17 protein-coding genes are annotated in these 17975 nt (G+C 44.2%); 5 read left to right on the top strand and 12 right to left on the bottom strand.

The genetic code is table 11. The features are described from left to right. Positions 1 to 19: 19 nt before the first annotated feature. The 10 genes from DD657_RS09395 to DD657_RS09350 all read right to left on the bottom strand — a co-directional run bounded on the left by DD657_RS09395 (position 20) and on the right by DD657_RS09350 (position 10136). The gene (locus DD657_RS09395; protein ID WP_021987082.1) at positions 20 to 679 is read right to left on the bottom strand and encodes a 3-oxoacid CoA-transferase subunit B; all 660 of its coding nucleotides are present in this window, start codon (positions 677 to 679) and stop codon (positions 20 to 22) included. Positions 680 to 696: 17 nt separating this feature from the next. Beyond that, complete coding sequence (kamE, locus tag DD657_RS09390; protein ID WP_287049661.1) at positions 697 to 1491, bottom strand: lysine 5,6-aminomutase subunit beta; 795 nt, start codon at positions 1489 to 1491, stop codon at positions 697 to 699. 163 nt (positions 1492 to 1654) lie between these two features. Next, on the bottom strand, positions 1655 to 3202 hold the full coding sequence (gene kamD, locus DD657_RS09385) for a lysine 5,6-aminomutase subunit alpha (RefSeq protein ID WP_287049660.1): 1548 nt from the start codon (positions 3200 to 3202) through the stop codon (positions 1655 to 1657). A gap of 12 nt (positions 3203 to 3214) precedes the next feature. Further along, a complete protein-coding gene (kamC, locus tag DD657_RS09380) occupies positions 3215 to 4621 on the bottom strand; it encodes a lysine 5,6-aminomutase reactivase ATPase KamC (RefSeq protein ID WP_287049659.1) in 1407 nt (468 codons plus the stop codon). 5 nt (positions 4622 to 4626) lie between these two features. Next, complete coding sequence (gene kamB / locus DD657_RS09375) at positions 4627 to 5640, bottom strand: lysine 5,6-aminomutase reactivase subunit KamB (protein WP_353745293.1); 1014 nt, start codon at positions 5638 to 5640, stop codon at positions 4627 to 4629. A 40-nt stretch (positions 5641 to 5680) separates the two neighbouring features. Beyond that, positions 5681 to 6931: a lysine 2,3-aminomutase gene (gene kamA / locus DD657_RS09370; protein WP_068692270.1), complete on the bottom strand. Its 1251-nt coding sequence runs from the start codon at positions 6929 to 6931 to the stop codon at positions 5681 to 5683. Positions 6932 to 7108: 177 nt separating this feature from the next. Further along, positions 7109 to 8149: an L-erythro-3,5-diaminohexanoate dehydrogenase gene (gene kdd, locus DD657_RS09365; protein ID WP_287049658.1), complete on the bottom strand. Its 1041-nt coding sequence runs from the start codon at positions 8147 to 8149 to the stop codon at positions 7109 to 7111. 43 nt (positions 8150 to 8192) lie between these two features. Continuing rightward, complete coding sequence (gene kce / locus DD657_RS09360) at positions 8193 to 9020, bottom strand: 3-keto-5-aminohexanoate cleavage enzyme (protein ID WP_287049657.1); 828 nt, start codon at positions 9018 to 9020, stop codon at positions 8193 to 8195. A gap of 49 nt (positions 9021 to 9069) precedes the next feature. Beyond that, the gene (kal, locus tag DD657_RS09355; protein ID WP_021987074.1) at positions 9070 to 9456 is read right to left on the bottom strand and encodes a 3-aminobutyryl-CoA ammonia lyase; all 387 of its coding nucleotides are present in this window, start codon (positions 9454 to 9456) and stop codon (positions 9070 to 9072) included. Between the two features lie 32 nt (positions 9457 to 9488). Further along, positions 9489 to 10136, bottom strand: coding sequence for a CoA transferase subunit A (locus DD657_RS09350; RefSeq protein WP_021987073.1), 648 nt, complete (start codon positions 10134 to 10136; stop codon positions 9489 to 9491). Between the two features lie 226 nt (positions 10137 to 10362). Here DD657_RS09350 and ndk point away from each other — a divergent pair, with 226 nt between their 5' ends. Continuing rightward, the gene (gene ndk, locus DD657_RS09345; protein WP_021987072.1) at positions 10363 to 10827 is read left to right on the top strand and encodes a nucleoside-diphosphate kinase; all 465 of its coding nucleotides are present in this window, start codon (positions 10363 to 10365) and stop codon (positions 10825 to 10827) included. Positions 10828 to 10958: 131 nt separating this feature from the next. Next, positions 10959 to 11831: a DUF3078 domain-containing protein gene (locus DD657_RS09340; RefSeq protein ID WP_068690849.1), complete on the top strand. Its 873-nt coding sequence runs from the start codon at positions 10959 to 10961 to the stop codon at positions 11829 to 11831. 121 nt (positions 11832 to 11952) lie between these two features. Here DD657_RS09340 and DD657_RS09335 read toward each other — a convergent pair whose 3' ends face one another. Next, positions 11953 to 12423 (bottom strand): DUF4268 domain-containing protein, encoded by a 471-nt coding sequence (locus DD657_RS09335; protein ID WP_287049656.1) that lies wholly within the window; start codon positions 12421 to 12423, stop codon positions 11953 to 11955. Between the two features lie 103 nt (positions 12424 to 12526). On the opposite strand from DD657_RS09335, the gene rnhB reads away from it, so the two are divergent. Genes rnhB through DD657_RS09320 form a run of 3 tightly spaced genes read left to right on the top strand, consistent with a single transcriptional unit; the run spans position 12527 to position 15579 of the window. After that, positions 12527 to 13132 carry a ribonuclease HII gene (rnhB, locus tag DD657_RS09330; RefSeq protein ID WP_021987069.1) on the top strand — a complete coding sequence of 202 codons (606 nt, stop codon included), beginning with the start codon at positions 12527 to 12529 and terminating at the stop codon, positions 13130 to 13132. Positions 13133 to 13181: 49 nt separating this feature from the next. Next, entirely contained in the window at positions 13182 to 14693 is a 1512-nt protein-coding gene (locus tag DD657_RS09325) for a GH3 auxin-responsive promoter family protein (protein WP_287049655.1), read from the top strand. A 4-nt stretch (positions 14694 to 14697) separates the two neighbouring features. Next, complete coding sequence (locus DD657_RS09320) at positions 14698 to 15579, top strand: class I SAM-dependent methyltransferase (RefSeq protein WP_187373431.1); 882 nt, start codon at positions 14698 to 14700, stop codon at positions 15577 to 15579. A 74-nt stretch (positions 15580 to 15653) separates the two neighbouring features. Here the strand turns inward: DD657_RS09320 and DD657_RS09315 are convergent, their stop codons facing one another. Then, complete coding sequence (locus tag DD657_RS09315; RefSeq protein ID WP_287049654.1) at positions 15654 to 17840, bottom strand: glutamine synthetase III family protein; 2187 nt, start codon at positions 17838 to 17840, stop codon at positions 15654 to 15656. Between the last annotated feature and the right edge of the window lie 135 nt (positions 17841 to 17975).

Here is a 17975-nt window from a genome sequence, read left to right as displayed (position 1 = left end):
ACCCAAACTTTCTCACATATTAATTTGCCATCAGCTTCAAATCAGGCGTAACGATCAATTCTGCCTCCGTTGCTGCCTGCACCTGCTCTACGGTAAATTCCGGATGTATTTCACGCAATACAAGGCCGTGAGGAGTTACCTCAATCACCCCCATCTCCGTCACAATCAAATCGACCTGTCCGGCTGCCGTTAAAGGCAACGTACATTTTTTCATGATTTTCGGATTTCCTTTCGCCGTATGCTCCATAGCCAGAATCACTTTTTTTGCTCCGACCAGTAAATCCATCGCCCCTCCCATACCCGGCGTCTTCTTTCCCGGAATCATCCAGTTCGCCAAATCACCTTTTTCGTCAACCTGTAAAGCTCCCAATATACTGACATCCACATGACCTCCCCGGATAATGCCGAAAGAAGTGGCACTGTCAAAACTGGAAGCCCCGGGTAAAGCCGTAATATATCCTCCTCCTGCATTGGTCAATTCCGGGTCTTCTTCACCTTCTGCCGGAGCCGGTCCCATTCCCAGCATACCGTTTTCCGTCTGCAAAATTACATTTACCTCCTTCGGCAAATAATTCGGTACCAGTGTCGGGATTCCGATTCCCAGATTAACGACATCTCCGTCTTTCAGTTCCATAGCAACCCGCTTGGCTATGACCTGCTTTATCTGATCTTTTTCCATAATTTGTATGTTTTAAATTACTCTTTATTTTGCAATCTGTTCCATAATTCCTGTGCAATAAACGAAGCCACATCGTCAGCATAAGTATTCATGCCGAAACCGGCATCATATCCCAGCTCCTTAGCCAACTCATGAGAAATACGAGGCCCTCCGCAAAGCAACAGCAGTTTGCTCCGTAAGCCCTCGGCTTCCAGCATCTCAACTAATTCCGTGAGATTTTTAACATGCACGTCCTTCTGCGTCACCGTCTGCGACACCAACAAAGCATCGGCTCCCAGCTCAATGGCTTTGGCAATAAACTCTTCATTGGGTACCTGACTTCCCATATTCAACGTCTCGAACATATCGTAACGCTCCAATCCGTAATGTCCGGCAAACCCCTTCATGTTCATAATTGCATCAATTCCCACCGTATGGGCATCCGTTCCGGTGCTTGCACCGACAACCACAATTTTACGACCGATATGGGTCCGGATAAAATCGTCGGTTTCGGACATACTCCAACGTGTCGATTCCACCTTCGGAACATGAATATTCGTATAATCCACCGTATGGGTACAACTACCGTAACAATTGAAAAAAGTAAATCCTTTCGTCAACTCTTTATGAAATACAACCAACGGATTTTCGAATCCCATCTTCTTCATCAATTGTTTGGCGGCTTCAATGCCTTCCTCCCCATCCGGAACCGGCAAGGTAAAACTAATCTGCGTTTTACCGTCATTCATCGTATCCCCATAGGGTTTTATCTTTTTCAGGTCCAGGGTTTGATCGAAATCATTCACCTCTGTTGAATATAATCCTCCGCTCATATTTTATATTTTAATAATAAATACCCCATTCATAATTAACCGATATATTCAAATATCGTAATAATCTTTATTTTAGTAAATTACAGTATTGAAGCGTAAAGTTTAATATGCCAGTAGACGTATCAGATTTACAACTTCATCCGTCTTCCTCAAATTGTAAATATCACTGTTTCATGATCTTTACAAACGGATTATAATAATTACCTCCTTTTTCCGTTACGCCGTCCAATCCTTTTCCGCCGTTTCTCGGACGCTTGACATCGGCAAAAATTCCTTTCTCGAGCGCCGTAAACAATCCTTCCGTCTCCATTTCCTTCAACAGAGCAATGGCTTTATCCAGCACCTCCGCCGCCCGTTTCCGGATAATACCGTCTTTCTTATATTCGATCTCATCCCCGATATTCCGCATATTATTAAATATATAGCGGGCATTCTCTATGGAAAGATAACGATCCGACATAAAAGGCGTATGAATGGCTTCCGTCGGCATTCCCAGCAACTGAATACCCTGAGAAGTCCATATACCGACCATATTGAACAAAGCATCCTGTATATGTCCCCGGAAAATATTTCCCGTCATAAATTTGGTCGGAGGCATATATTTCAACGTAGCACGGGGAAAAATCTCTCGGATCATCTGAGCTTGTGCCAACTCCAGCAAAAAGCCGTTCTCTAACTCCGGGTCCATTTCAAAGGCATGTCCCAACCCCATCTGTTCTTCCGGTAAACCGGCCAATAAAGCCAATTGCTCATTAATCAAATCCGAAGCCAATACGGTATGAGCCTGTTCCACGGCATCCGCCGTCGTCAGATAATTGTCTTCGCCGGTATTGATAATCACGCCGGCAAAACCGTTGATAACCCGGGACATATACTGATCCACCAGTGTCCGTTGCATATTGATATCCCGGAATAATATTCCGTATAAAGCGTCATTCAGCATTACATCCAACCCTTCCAAAGCTCCCATTGCCGCAATTTCCGGCATACATAAACCCGAACAATAATTACAAAGACGTATATAACGTCCGACCTCTTCTCCGACTTCATCCAGCGCTTTACGCATAATCCGGAAATTTTCCTGCGTAGCAAACGTTCCTCCGAACCCTTCTGTCGTTGCTCCATAAGGAACATAATCCAACAAGCTTTGTCCCGTCGTCCGGATCACGGCTATAATATCAGCACCCTGACGGGCTGCTGCCTGCGCCTGAACAACATCTTCATAAATATTACCGGTAGCTACAATCACATATAAGTAAGGCTTAGGGCCTTCTCCTAAATTTTCCAGATAAGCTGCCCGCTTTTGCTTCCGTTTACTGATTCTTTCAATCGTCGAATCAACATAAGGTTCCAAAGCCTTTTGGATCTCCTCTGCCGAATGAAACGGCAAACGGGTAATATCCAACTCTCCTTCACCCACAGCTTCAGCTATCTCCTGCGGATCTTTACCCGTAGAAATAATTGCATTCCCCAGAAAAAACAACACGCCCTGCCCCAAGACACCTTTTTCCTTCAATTCACTCACCAATACATTCGGCAACGGTACGGTATTCGCATCCACACCGTCTATCCCAAGCAAACGGCATAAAGTTCTTTCGACAGCGACAGTCGTATATTGCTCTACGAACCCTTGTACACCGTCGGCAATCTTTCTGGCCAGTTCCTTGGCATGGCCGACCTTCTTAAAATCCAGTCCTAATTTACTCTCCATAGTCCGAATATCTTATTTTTTAATTCTATTTTCTTTTTCCATAACCCGCCTTGCTTTTTCAAGCAACTCTCCGTCGACCCTCAATATCTCGGCGATCCGAATCGCCTCCCGGGGAACTTCTTCCCGCTCTTCTTCCACCAATGAATAATCAATAAACGAAGTAACATTCGCTAATGTCAAAGCACCTTCTATCTTTTCTTCCCGAAAACCTCTGACACGCAATCTTCTGCATCTCCCTTCAATACCGCTGTAATGAGTCGTAATCAACACCGGAACACCGGCTCCCGCCAATAGTTCTACCACCCCACAAACAAGAGCACGTCCTTCCGCAGGATTCGTCGTCCTTGCCAATTCATCTATCAACACCAATATTTTTCTTCCTGCTTTAACTTCCCGGATAATCCTGTCCACACATAACATTTCCGCGGCAAAGGAAGATAAACCGCTCAACTCATCCTGCCCGTCCCCGCTACTGATGGCAACTCCCGCCACGGAAGCCACCCGGGCACATTTTGCCGGAACATAAAATCCGAACTGACACAGACATTGGGCCAAAGCCACACTTTTCAACAAAACCGTTTTACCGGCCATATTGGCTCCGGTAATTAAAGTGACCTCCGGACGGATAACTATGTCCACAGCCTGATAATCCTTACCGTTTCGTTGCAGATTATCTTTAATTTCCGGATGAAACAAACCTTCATAAGCTGTATAAACTTCACCCCCCTCAACACAAACTTCCGGACGACACAGGTCCAATTGCACCGCCAACAAAGCTTTTGCCTGCAAAACATCCAAATGAGCAACTCCCTCCAAAGCTTTGGACAGCGACTCTTTATATACCTGAAGTTTTACAGTCAATTCACCCCGGACCCGATCTTCAATCTCCACACTTTTAAAATATAAAGCTTCTGTCACCTCTTCTTCCCCTGCTGATTTTTTCAGCCGGATCTCCTTCCTTAAAGCCGCTAAATCCGGAGAATAAACATCATAAATATAGAAATGGGATATTCCGGTATTTTCCGGATCGAGCAAAACAAAAACAGCCGTCAAATCCGGTAATTCTACCACCGGACAATATTCTGTAAATGCCCTGATCTCAACAACTGCCGAAGCAAAATTTTTGATTTCGAAAAGCTCCAGGTCATCCAATACCGTATTTTCCGATAAACGTTTAATCGTACCTCTGATATTTTTAACACGCTCCAGTGCCTTCCGGAACTTACAAGTCAAAGGCGGATTTGTAGCGGCTACCCGGATAATTTGCTCCGTCTTCTCCAATTCTTTTTCGATTGTTTCAGAACATTCCATCCATGGCTGATGCAATATCCTCTCCCTGCCGACACCGGAACGGAGCTCCAGCCTGTCAATCAGATAACGGAATCCGCTGATTTGTTTTATCGCTTCCCTTACTTGCATCTCTATCACTTACTTTTCATAGTTCTCACATCGTATACCGGTATTTTCAAAGCGGCTTCCAAAGCTTCCCGGAGACGAACGGAATTCAGGCAAAAACCTGAAGGCGACATTGGATTTACCGTCACTCCCAGAAGCCTGGAACGCCGAAGGACCTTTACACGATTCCCTTTATGCACAAAAAAATTATAAGTTTCCGGTAAAGCAAACATGCGGGTAAAATCCTGAATAATCAATTCTACCGGCAAGGCTTGCGTCCGTAAAAAATTCAACAAATTATCACTTACAATCCCGGCGACATACAGACACCTCCCATATCGGAAGACGTCTGCCTTATACCGCTCCAACATCAATGCCGAGGGAATTCCCAGATCTCTGACAACGCCCTGCCCGTCAACCGCCCAAATACCGCTTTCCTTTTCTTCCAATTGCCGGCCGATTTGCGGCTCAACCTCTTCTAAAGAAATCAGATCATACACATATTTGGTCTTGTTGACCAACTGGGGTATCGTTCCGGAAACGGCTGCACCTGTAGCTAAAACAAGTCCCTCACAAACAGCAGGCGAACCGTGGCTGAAACGGGACAATGCCCCGTCAACAATTGTCAGACCGACCTCCCATCTCCCCATTCCCGAAATCAATTCTTTCAAACCGGCAGTATCGGGCGGTCCTGAAAGTAAAACTTTACCTCCCGTTTTAGCCCTGGCTGTCACCAAACGTCCCAGTGAAGTGCGCCGGTCACTGATATCCAGCACCTCGGCTACCAACCGTCTTGTTCGATAATGTTGCTCGGTCGTTACGAAAACCATGCCTTCGTAAAGTTCGATTTCCGGCTTCGCTATCTGACAGACCTGATCCCTCTTCTCTCCATCTATACCGATAGAAGTCAATGCAATCGTCCTGCCCGAATCCTTCAATTCCTGTAATATATAATTCAGGCTTTCCGTCTTACCGGTATTCTTCTCCAAACCGATAATCGACAAACTCTTACATCTCAATATATCTTCTATCCAAGACATCATCTGCTCTCCTCCGTCAGGAATCACTGCAACAATGAAAAAATCATCCTTTCGCCAACAAATTCCGGTTCTTCCGATCCAGATCGTTCGGCTCTATCGACAACCTTGTTCCTTTCAATAACTCCGCAACCCCCTCCGTTTTCCGGACTTTTTCACATTCCTCGCAATAACATTCGTCTTTGTAATCGGAAGGTTCCGTATAAGTCGTCACAACTCCTTCAAAATTCCGTAAAACGACCCGATTCGGACTTTGAGAAATCATATACGTCGGCATAACCGGAATCTTACCGCCTCCACCCGGTGCATCCACAACGAATGTCGGTACGGCATAACCGGAAGTATGACCGCGCAAATTTTCGATAATTTCAATACCTTTCGATACCGGGGTGCGGAAATGTCCGATCCCCATCGACAAATCACATATATAAATATAATAAGGTCGTACCCGAATACGTACCAGTTGTTGCACCAATCTTTTCATGACATGAGTGCAATCATTGATTCCCCGCAATAATACCGATTGATTTCCCAAAGGTATCCCGGCATCTGCCAAACGGGCACACGCTGCTGAAGATTCCTCCGTGATTTCGTTCGGATGATTGAAATGCGTATTCAACCAAATCGGATGATACTTTTTCAACATATTTACCAATCCTTCTGTAATACGTTGAGGTAAAACTACCGGAGTACGGCTCCCGATACGGATGATTTCAACATGTGGAATTGCCCGCAAGCGCTTGATAATATCTTCCAAACGCCCGTCGCTCACCAATAAAGCATCTCCTCCCGACAACAACACATCCCTTACTTCCGGGTGAGCCGCGATATATTCAATTCCCTTATCAATACGCTCCGAAGGGGCAGCACAGTCATGATGCCCGGCAAAACGCCGCCGGGTACAATGCCGGCAATACATCGCACATTGATCCGTAATTAAAAACAATACCCGATCCGGATAGCGATGTGTCAACCCCGGTACTGGAGAATCCCCATCCTCATGCAAGGGGTCCAGCAAATCTGCCGGTGATTTATGTAGCTCTTCTATGGTCGGAATAGACTGCTTACGGATCGGACAATGCGGATTGTCCGGATCAATCAAGCTCAAATAATAAGGAGTAATCGCCATACGTAACGTTTTCAACGACTCGCGTACCCCTTCCTCTTCCTCTCTTGTCAAACGGATATACTTCTTTAGCTGCTCCAAAGTTTCTATTCTGTTTTTTACCTGCCAATGCCAGTCGTTCCACTGTTCATCGGTTACTTCCGGAAAAAACTCTTTTCGTCGGCTTGTCATAGCACTTTGTTTTAATAATAATGTTCCATTCAATCCAATCCGGTCCGAAATAAATTGCCCGATAGCAACCATACTATCCGTTTACCTTGTTCTGATCCGCTCCGGCTCAACCATTATAAACAATCCGGATAGCACGAAGCTATCGGCCACAATCTCTAACCCCAGACTTTTAAATTCTTAAGCATACAATTCCGTAAAAATTTTACGCAATTCCTCACTCTCACGCAGTTCCTGTAAAGTGATTTCAGCATGTCCTCTGGTGTATCCGTTACCAATCAACATCGTTACATCACTACCAACCCCTTCTGCTCCCAAAGCTGCTTTCGTGAAACTTGTCGCCATAGAGAAGAAATAAACCAATCCGGTATCTTTCGTACAAAGAATACTGGTCATTTCCGTATCCGTAATATTCACATTATTAATAGTAATATCACACATTTCTCCATTGGTCAACTCTGAGATTTTCTCCATCACCGAAACCGGTTGTGTCGCATCGGCAGAGAATACATAATCACAGAAACCGAGCTTTTGCAAACGCTCCGTACTCTTTTGACTATGACACAAACCGATCACTTTACCGGTCACTCCGGCTCTCTTTTTAGCTTCATAACAGCACAACATACCCGATTTACCGCCGGCACCGATAATCAATACGGTGTCTCCCGGCTTTACCAATTTGGCCGTCTGGGCAGGAGCCCCGGCCACATCCAATGCAGAAAGAGCCAGTTTCTCAGGTAAATCAGCCGGAATTTTAGCATAAATACCGCTCTCGAACAAAATAGCTTTTCCGTCGATGTCCACCTGATCCACATCCGCGCGAATTTCTTTGATCTTATCAATTTTCAAAGGAGTTAATGACAGAGACACCAAAGTGGCAATTTTATCTCCGACCTTCAAATCCGTTTTTCCGATCAAAGCATCTCCGATCTTTTCCACGGTTCCCAACAACATACCTCCCGAACCGGTTACCGGATTCCGGTGTTTTCCCTGCTTGGCTACGATATCCAGCATAATCTCCGCAATCTTCGCTTTATCGCCCTTTGCCTGCTCGTGAATCTGAGTAAAACTGGCCGAATCAATATTCAACGTCTGAACATCAATCAATATTTCGTTATCGTATATTTCATCCATATTGTTGTCCAACTTATTAGCCGGTTGAGGCAACACACCTTTCGGTTCAATCACTCTGTGGGTTCCGTATTTATTTCCTTTTTTCATAACAATATATAAGTTTAATAGTTAAAATTCAATTGAAAAATGATTACACTCTTGCTTTCAAGCCCAATATCTGCCGGGCTTCATCAGGTGTCGCAATCTCACGTCCGAACTCTTTTGCCAAACGCACCACCTTCCCGACAAGTTCCCCGTTCGATTTAGCCAATACACCTTTCGACAAATATACATTGTCTTCAAAACCGACTCTGACATGCCCGCCGTCAACGATTGCGCAAACCGCCAAAGGAAATTCGTACCGGCCGATCCCGGCAACGGTATAAGTTGCATCAGAAGGAATACTATGGCGTAAAAAAACGAAATCCCGGATGTCACCGCCGATTCCCCCATTCACGCCCATCACAAAATCAAAATGCATCGGAGCCTTGATAAACCCTTTCTTATGCATCCGCAAAGCCATTTCTATCATACTCTTATCAAAAACTTCCAATTCCGGCTTAATCCCCAACTCAATCATGCGTTGTCCGAAATAACGAATCGTATTCTCGGTATTCATAAACACCTCATCCCCGCCGAAATTCAACGTTCCGCAATCCAGAGTAGCCATTTCAGGATGTAACTCCGTCGGTTGCAAACGTTCGTCGTCAGTCATTCCCACAGCACCCCCCGTTGAAGGCTGAATAATCACATCCGGACATGCCTCCCGAATAGCATCCATAATCACTTTGAAACGAGCCTTATCCTGTGTCGGTGTTCCATCGTCATATCTGACATGCAAATGAATGATACTTGCTCCGGCATCATAAGCCGAACGGGCTTCCCGGACACATTCCTCCACAGTGTAGGGAACAGCCGGGTTATGTTCTTTCAATACTTCAGCTCCGCAAATGGCAGCAGTTATAATCAATTTTTCCATAACTTATCCTTTAATTTATTTCTTCCTTAATCTCTACAAAGCGAACTATTTATCCTTTCCGTTGACATTTTTTCGGAACGACACAAGTACCGCTCGCCCGACATACAACGACAGGTTCTTCCAGGAAATCCGCAGCAGATTCTGATATATCCGTCCGGGTAATTACTACCTTACGGGCTTCAAATACCATCTTACGGGAAGAATTTCCGACATGTACAATTTCCCCTGTAGCTTCGATATAATCTCCGGCATACACCGGCGCTAAAAACTCGATATTGTCATAACCGGCAAACAATCCCTCATCCCCGTCATGCTTTATCAACAATTCGGTAGCTACATCTCCGAACAATTGCAACATACGTGCACCATCGACCAAATTACCGCCGTAATGGGCATCGTGTGCACTCATTCTCAATCTTATCAATGATTTTTCCATATTCTCTATCGCTTAAAATTGTACATGCGTTTTTACTTCTCAATAATATAGTCGACAAAAATTCCCGGTGTCTTCACTAATTCCGGAAACAATTCCCCGACTTCTACCAAATCCTCTATCTCCGCTATAACCAAATCCGCAGCACTCGCCATTAAAGGATTAAAATTCTGAGAAGTACCTTTATATACCAGGTTCCCGCTCTTATCTCCCAAACTGGCACCAACCAAGGCTATATCTGCCCGTAAAGGTTTCTCCAACAAATATTCTTTCCCATCGACCTGAACAACCGGCTTTCCTTCCGCAACAATCGTTCCCATACCTGTCGTCGTCAAAAAACCGCCTAAACCGGCCCCTCCGCAACGCACCCGCTCTGCAAGTGTCCCCTGCGGAACAAATTCAATTTCCAATTCACCGCTATTCATCTGCTCACTGGTACACGGATTCGTACCGATATGAGAAACGATCAATTTCTTCACTTGCTTATTGGCAATCCATTGTCCCACCCCTTTATCCGGGAAAGCCGTATCATTACAAATCAAGGTCAGATTTTTTACTCCGCTTTTCGCCAGAGCGTCAACGATTGCGTTAGGGGTTCCGTTAGCCAGAAAACCGCCTACCATAACCGTCATCCCATCTTTCACCTGTGCTACAGCCTTTTCAATTGATATAAATTTGTTCATGGCCTATTATTATATAAGTTTGTTGTTAAATATTATACACCTATATCGATTTTTGTCAAATTTACAAACATTACCAGAAAAAATGAATTATTTAAAACATTTTTTTCTAATTTAGATTTGTTCTAATTATTTCCTTATATACCAGATTCTCTGGATAACATCCACATAAATTAAACCCGGTTTCTTTATTTTACTTATCTTAGCTACACAATTAAAACTGAAAATTATGACGAACAGAACTTTCACCATTATCAAACCCAATGCCGTCGGCCAGCAACATACCGGAGAAATACTGACAATCATTGAAAAAGCGGGATTTCGTATTCTGGCCCTTAAAATGGTTTGCCTCAGCCGTTCCGACGTCGAGAAATTTTATCACATACATAAAGAGCGTCCGTTCTTCCGTACGTTGAGTCTCTTTATGACTGCCGGCCCTATTGTAGTAGCCGTACTCGAAAAAGAAAATGCCGTTGCAGACTTCAGAGCCCTAATCGGTGCTACCGACCCGGTAAAAGCCGCAGAACATACCATCCGTAAATATTTTGCAGAAAGCAAAACCCGTAATGCCATTCACGCTTCAGACAGCGACGAAAACGCAGCCTGGGAAGCCTCTTTTTTCTTTTCCGATAAAGAAATCATAGAAACCAGGTATCAGCTTCCCATTCCAGCCGAAGAAATCGACAAAGACTAAAAAAACAGAGGGGCCGTTCAGTTGCTCCTCTGTTTTTTTATACCTCCATACACAAGTCCTGCATTTATTCCTAACCTTCCCACCTCCCGATTCGTAGGAGTAAAAAACTCTGACTTATAAAAATTACAATTATGAAAAAAAGTATCTATATTATTTTTTTCCTCATCGGGAATTACTGTACACTTTTGGCCCAGCCCGGACAAAACCCTTACTGGGAACGGAAAGGAATAACAGCCTTCAATCTTTCGCAGGCAAGCCTAAGCAGTTGGTCTGCCGGGGGTGAATCCGCCCTGGGACTCGATGCCCTGCTGAATTATTCCGCTGATTTCAAAAAAGAACGGCATCTGTTAAATAATCGCCTCGAACTGGCTTACGGATTAAACAGGACTGAAAGCAACGGCACACGCAAAACGAATGATAAAATATACCTCTCTTCCACCTACGGCTACCAAATGGCCAAAAATTTTTACCTCAGCGGATTGCTTACCTTCCAGACCCAATTCGCCAAAGGTTACAACTATGAGGTTTCCAGAGATTCCTTCATTTCAAAATTCATGGCTCCGGCCTATCTGATGATCGGAGCCGGTGTCACCTGGACTCCCAAACCCTATTTTACAGCTACTTTTTCGCCGGCATCCTGGCGGGGCACCTTTGTCGCCAACAACCGGCTATCGGATGCAGGGGCATTCGGTGTCAAAAAAGGGAAACACCTTCTTTCCGAATTCGGAGCCAATCTAAAAGCCGAAGTTCAATACGAATTTCTGAAAAATATGACGATCTACAGCCGGGTAGATCTTTATTGCAACTACCTGGATCAACCGCAAAATATCGACGTCCGATGGGATGTACTTCTAAACATGAAAATCAACAATTGGTTCTCGACAAACCTGACCACCAACCTCATTTATGACAACGACGTAAAAATCACTCAAAAAAACGGCAGTGCAGGTCCCCGCGTACAATTCAAAGAAATTCTGGGTGTCGGACTTCAATTTAATTTATAAGCTGAACCACTCTAAATAAGAAACGAAACCTATTAATTGTAGATTTTAGATTGACGATTTTAGATTATACCCACACCCCTCCCCTGGAAAAAAGAAATCGTCAATCTAAAATCATAAATCCTCAATTATTCCCCACATTCCCCTTAAGCCGTTCATTTATCAAATCCCGGTATTCCCAATAGGCTTCCTCCAGCAATATCATCTTCTCCACAAAAAACGCATAAATCCCCTCCCAATCTTCCGCACGCAAGACATCCACTCCTGCCAACTCAAAATAAACAGCACTGACAGTCCGGTCATCAATTCCGGCATAATCTTCCTCCCATTTTAAATCCTCCCCGCAACTTTCTCCCATCAACTTACGGTAAGAAAGAAAACATTCATACACCTCATAGCGTCTCAATGGATTTTTATGGTCAATTTGAAACAACACCAAAGCTTTTTCCCGGTCGGCATAAAATTTCAACTGGGTACATTTTATTTTCACACCCGTCAAAACCCAATGCCGGTTAACCCGGCGCTTAGCACAATACCGTTTGAAACCATTCCAGAAATTTATCCGCAATTCTTTTACTTCTTCCTTACTCAACATAATTCGACAGAAAACCTGAGATTAAAATTTGAAAATATTATTTTTGCAAAAATATGAATTATTTTATCGCTCTGCGACAAAATAATCATGTAAACCTCAAGTTATGTTACAATTGAAATACAAAGGCGAAGCCATCGAAGCCGGTTGTGACGAAGCCGGAAGAGGATGTCTGGCCGGGCCGGTATTTGCAGCGGCAGTCATTCTACCCGACAATTTCTATAATGAACTGTTAAATGATTCCAAACAATTATCAGAAAAACAGCGCAACCAACTCCGGCCCATCATCGAAAAAGAAGCAGTAGCCTGGGCTGTAGCAGCCATCAACAATCACGAAATCGATGAAATAAACATCCTGAATGCATCGATCATGGCGATGCATAAAGCCCTGGATCAATTGCACATACGCCCGGAACATATCATCATTGACGGAAACCGGTTCAAAAAATACCGGGACATTCCTCATTTATGTATCGTCAAAGGAGACGGTAAATACATGTCCATTGCCGCCGCTTCGGTTTTAGCCAAAACCCACAGGGATGAATATATGGAAAAAATGGACAGAGAATTTCCAATGTATAACTGGAAACAAAATAAAGGCTATCCGACCCTGGAACATCGGGAAAAAATAAAACAATTCGGGATCACTGATCTTCACCGAAAAAGTTTTAATTTAGCAGACCCACAATTAAAATTGAATTTTGAAGATTGAATAAAACCGAAAGGGCAAAAACCATTTTTAACCCTCAACCTATTTATTTATGGCGTTTATCAATTCACTCATCTCACTGTTCATGCAAAAGCGCTTAAATCAGATTGACAATTTCAAAGCCAATCCGACCGAAACGCAACGCAATACATTAAGGGAATTACTTTTGATGGCAGCCAATACGGCATACGGACAGAAATACGATTTCAAATCCATTCTGACGGCAGAACAATACCGGGAAAGGCTTCCGATTGTCCATTATGAGGATATCAAAGACCTGATTGCCCAAACCATGGAAGGCACACAGAATATATTGTGGCCGGAAGATATCAAATGGTTTGCCAAATCCTCCGGTACGACAGACGCTAAAAGCAAATTCATCCCCGTTTCTCCTTCTTCTCTGGAAAACTGTCATTTCCGGGGAGGGAAAGACATCATAGGTATTGTCAATCGCTTGTATCCGGACGCTCAGGTCTTCGGAGGTAAAACACTGGCTTTAGGCGGAAGCAGCGAGATCAGCTCGACGAACAGCAACTGCCAATACGGAGACCTCTCTGCTATTCTGATCTCCAACACCCCCTTTTGGGCCAACTTCATGAAAACACCGGATGTCTCCATCATGCTGATGAGCAACTGGGAGGAAAAGCTCGAAAGGATATGCGAAACGACAATCAAAGAGGACGTTCGCTGTCTGGCGGGAGTACCTTCCTGGTTTTTGACCCTGATCAATAAAATCCTGGAAAAAACAGGAAAAAGCAACCTGCATGAAGTGTGGCCGAACCTCGAGCTTTTTATACACGGCGGAATCAGTTTTATCCCTTACCGGGAACAATATAAGAAGCTACTTCCCAATCCGAAAATGAAATACCTGGAAACCTATAACGCTTCCGAAGGTTTCTTCGGCATTCAGGACGATCCGAACGATACCTCTCTTTTGCTCATGCTGGACTACGGTGTATACTACGAATTCATACCAACCAGTGAATTGGGTAAATCACAACCTCAGGCTCTGCTGCTGGAAGAAATTGAAAAAGACGTCAACTACGCACTGGTTATTACGACAAACGGAGGACTCTGGCGATACATGATCGGAGATACGATCATGTTTACTTCTACCGATCCCTATAAGTTCAAAATCACGGGACGGACAAAACTGTTCATTAACGCTTTCGGCGAAGAACTGATCATCGACAATGCGACGGAAGCCTTACGGATTACCTGCGAAAAAACGGACTGCCATATACTGGAATTCACAGCAGCCCCTATTTTTATGAATGGAGGTAAAAAAGGTGCACACGAATGGCTGATCGAATTTGAAACCCCACCGGCCGACATCGAACAATTCGCATCCATACTCGATACAGAGCTTCAAAAATTGAATTCCGACTATGAAGCCAAACGGCTATTGTCTCTGGAACGACTGAAAATTCATATGGCCCGCCCCAATTTATTTAACGACTGGTTAAAAGGCCAGGGGAAACTAGGCGGCCAGAATAAGGTCCCCCGATTGTGGAACGACCGTAAACACATCGACCAATTACTTGAAATGAACTCTTATTCCTGAATGTATGGATATAAAATTACAGACGCCCGGCAATTGGGAAGATTACGAATTGCTCGACAGCGGCAATTTTGAAAAATTAGAACGCTTCGGGCAATACATCATAGCACGCCCGGAACCACAGGCCATTTGGAACAAATCCTTATCCGATTCGGAATGGACACAACGGGCACATGCCTATTTCCGCAAAGACAAACGTAATGAAGAACGCGGCGAATGGATCTGCAAGCCGAAAATGCCTCAACAATGGTTTGTCAACTACAGCCAGGGAAAAATGAAACTCCGTATGCGGCTTGGCCTGACCTCCTTCAAACACGTCGGTATATTCCCGGAACAAGCTGCAAACTGGGACTTTATATATGAACAAATCCACAAAATCGGTAACAATGCCCGGGTATTAAACCTCTTTGCCTATACGGGAGGAGCTTCTTTGGCAGCCCGCAGTGCAGGCGCCGACGTCACTCACGTAGACTCGGTAAAACCGGTTATCAGTTGGTCGCGGGAAAATATGGAAGCTTCCGGTATAGACGGCATCCGGTGGATAGTAGACGATGCCCTGAAATTTGTCCGCAGAGAAGTAAAACGCGGGAAAAAATATCAGGGCATCATCCTGGACCCTCCCGCTTACGGACGAGGCCCGGATGGTGAAAAATGGATATTGGAAGAAAACATTAACGAACTGTTAAGCCTGTGCGGTCAATTGCTGGCCTCCCACAACAGCTTTCTGGTACTGAATCTCTATTCCATGGGATTGTCCGCATTACTCGCCCGTACTGCCGTGCGCCAACTGATAGGAACATGCACCGGAGAACAATTCGGAGAACTCTATTTTACGGATCATTTCGACAAATCTTTACCGTTAGGAGTATATTACCGTTTTTGGAGATAAATAAAAATGTCCGGAAAGACAAATAAAAACAAAACTTTGAAAAAAACAGGGAAGTAACCTCCCTGTTTTTTGTTCTATTTAGAAAATAAAAGCTCCCGGTATTTCGGTAAAGGCCAAATCTCATCGTCCACCAATAATTCCAATTTATCAATATGATAGCGTATCTTATCCAGATAGGGTTTCACGGTTTCCGAATAAGACTCCGCACGCTCCACTTCATTCTCATACGTATTATTAGCAAGCTTACGGGCTTCTGTCATATCATTGACCATCGTTTTGATTTCCTTAATATGCATGGAAATCTCCTTGATCGACTCCAACTGAACATGCCCGACTTCCGCATACACGTCGGGTAAAATATCTTTCAAACCTTTTACGTTATCGATCAATGTATTTTGATAAGCAATAGCTGTAGGTATAATATGATTCAAAGCCAAATCACCCAATACCCGGGATTCGATCTGTAATTTTTTCAGATACGTCTCGTTTTTAATCTCAAAACGGGCTTCCAGTTCCCGTTCTGTAAAAATACCGTTATCTATGAATAATTTCTTCGCCTTTGTCGACAGATAAGCCCTCAACGAACGCACACAACCGCTCTCGACAGATAAGCCCCGCTTTTGAGCTTCTTCTTTCCATTCCTTACTGTATCCGTTACCTTCAAACCGGATTTTTTTACAGGCAATGATATATCTCCGCAAAGTCTGAAAAATAGCCTCGTCTTTCTTTACTCCTTTATCGATCAACGCATCCGTTTCCTGCTTAAAAGCCACCAACTGCTCGGCAACTGCAGCATTCAAAACGATCATTGAAGCTCCGCAATTCGCCGAAGCCCCGACAGCCCGGAATTCAAAACGGTTACCCGTAAAAGCAAAAGGAGACGTACGGTTACGATCTGTATTATCCCGCATAATTTCAGGAATCTTTCCCACATTCAATTTCAGTTCGGTTTTCTCATCCGGACTCATTTTCTTACTGCTCACCTTCGTCTCGATTTCATCCAGAATAGAATCGAGCTGCTGTCCGAGAAATACCGACATAATTACGGGAGGAGCTTCGTCTCCACCCAGTCGGCGTTCATTCCCCAACGATACGATGCAAGCTTTAAACAAAGCTTCGTGTTCTAAAACAGCCTTAACCGTCGTTACCAAAAATACCAGAAATTGCATATTCGATTTCGGATTCTTTCCCGGAGACAATAAATTCACGCCGGTATCCGTCAATAGAGACCAATTATTATGTTTTCCGGAACCATTGATCCCCTTAAAGGGTTTCTCATGCAACAACACCCGGAATTTATAATGACGGGCCACCCGTTTCATTGTCGACATCAACAACTGATTGTGATCCACAGCCAGATTTACCTCCTCAAAAACCGGAGCCAGTTCAAACTGATTAGGGGCACATTCATTGTGACGGGTCTTTGCCGGAATTCCCAAACGGTAACACTCATACTCCAATTCATCCATAAAAGCATTCACTCGTTCGGGAATCGCACCGAAATAATGATCTTCCAACTGCTGATCCTTAGCTGCCGAATGTCCCATTAACGTACATCCGCACAACTTCAAATCAGGACGTGCATTATACAACGCCTCATCCACCAAAAAATATTCCTGCTCCCACCCCAAAGTGGCAATAACTTTTTGCACATCTTTATCAAAATACTGGCATATATCGACAGCAGCTTTATCTATCCATGCCAATGCTTTCAGCATCGGTGTTTTATAATCCAGCGCTTCCCCTGTATAGGCCACAAACACCGTAGGAATACAAAGGGTGCTGTTATTGATAAATGCCGGAGAACCCGGATCCCAAGCCGTATATCCACGCGCCTCGAATGTATTGCGAATTCCCCCGTTCGGGAAACTCGATGCATCCGGTTCCTGCTGCACCAACAACTTCCCGTCAAATGCCTCGATCACATCTCCGTCCTTCAGAATATCGATAAAACTATCGTGTTTCTCTGCCGTAGCCCCGTTCAAGGGATGAAACCAATGCGTATAATGTGTCGCTCCCTTCTCCACAGCCCAAGCTTTCATAGCTGCTGCCACCTGATCGGCCAGCATACGGTCGATACTTCCCCCCTCAAACATAATCTTCTCCAGCTTCCGGAACGCCTCCACTGACAGATAATGCCTCATCTTTTCCATCGTAAACACATCCATCCCGTACACCTCCGTTACCCGTTGCTTCTTTATCTTTTCAACCGGTCCACGGCCGGTCATCTCCTTTAATGCCGAAAATCTGATTTTTGCCATAAATATTATTTTTCAAGATACTTTAAACTTGTTCCGCAGAACCTTAACGAAAGCCACACGTGGAGTCAAATTTACTTGACCTGCACGAGACATACTTTATTTCGCACAAAAATATAAAATAAACACATAGCGAAA

The sequence above is a fragment of the Culturomica sp. genome, assembly GCF_003524185.1.
In the GTDB taxonomy this organism is placed as follows: Bacteria; Bacteroidota; Bacteroidia; order Bacteroidales; family Marinifilaceae; genus Culturomica; species Culturomica massiliensis.
This window is presented reverse-complemented; position numbering and strand designations above follow the sequence as displayed.

What these genes read in the sequence shown, in the direction of transcription:
- DD657_RS09395 (WP_021987082.1), bottom strand. Translation starts at nt 679, where the DNA reads ATGGAAAAAGATCAGATAAAGCAGGTCATAGCCAAGCGGGTTGCTATG.
- kamE (WP_287049661.1), bottom strand. Translation starts at nt 1,491, where the DNA reads ATGAGCGGAGGATTATATTCAACAGAGGTGAATGATTTCGATCAAACC.
- kamD (WP_287049660.1), bottom strand. Translation starts at nt 3,202, where the DNA reads ATGGAGAGTAAATTAGGACTGGATTTTAAGAAGGTCGGCCATGCCAAG.
- kamC (WP_287049659.1), bottom strand. Translation starts at nt 4,621, where the DNA reads ATGCAAGTAAGGGAAGCGATAAAACAAATCAGCGGATTCCGTTATCTG.
- kamB (WP_353745293.1), bottom strand. Translation starts at nt 5,640, where the DNA reads ATGATGTCTTGGATAGAAGATATATTGAGATGTAAGAGTTTGTCGATT.
- kamA (WP_068692270.1), bottom strand. Translation starts at nt 6,931, where the DNA reads ATGACAAGCCGACGAAAAGAGTTTTTTCCGGAAGTAACCGATGAACAG.
- kdd (WP_287049658.1), bottom strand. Translation starts at nt 8,149, where the DNA reads ATGAAAAAAGGAAATAAATACGGAACCCACAGAGTGATTGAACCGAAA.
- kce (WP_287049657.1), bottom strand. Translation starts at nt 9,020, where the DNA reads ATGGAAAAATTGATTATAACTGCTGCCATTTGCGGAGCTGAAGTATTG.
- kal (WP_021987074.1), bottom strand. Translation starts at nt 9,456, where the DNA reads ATGGAAAAATCATTGATAAGATTGAGAATGAGTGCACACGATGCCCAT.
- DD657_RS09350 (WP_021987073.1), bottom strand. Translation starts at nt 10,136, where the DNA reads ATGAACAAATTTATATCAATTGAAAAGGCTGTAGCACAGGTGAAAGAT.
- ndk (WP_021987072.1), top strand. Translation starts at nt 10,363, where the DNA reads ATGACGAACAGAACTTTCACCATTATCAAACCCAATGCCGTCGGCCAG.
- DD657_RS09340 (WP_068690849.1), top strand. Translation starts at nt 10,959, where the DNA reads ATGAAAAAAAGTATCTATATTATTTTTTTCCTCATCGGGAATTACTGT.
- DD657_RS09335 (WP_287049656.1), bottom strand. Translation starts at nt 12,423, where the DNA reads ATGTTGAGTAAGGAAGAAGTAAAAGAATTGCGGATAAATTTCTGGAAT.
- rnhB (WP_021987069.1), top strand. Translation starts at nt 12,527, where the DNA reads ATGTTACAATTGAAATACAAAGGCGAAGCCATCGAAGCCGGTTGTGAC.
- DD657_RS09325 (WP_287049655.1), top strand. Translation starts at nt 13,182, where the DNA reads ATGGCGTTTATCAATTCACTCATCTCACTGTTCATGCAAAAGCGCTTA.
- DD657_RS09320 (WP_187373431.1), top strand. Translation starts at nt 14,698, where the DNA reads ATGGATATAAAATTACAGACGCCCGGCAATTGGGAAGATTACGAATTG.
- DD657_RS09315 (WP_287049654.1), bottom strand. Translation starts at nt 17,840, where the DNA reads ATGGCAAAAATCAGATTTTCGGCATTAAAGGAGATGACCGGCCGTGGA.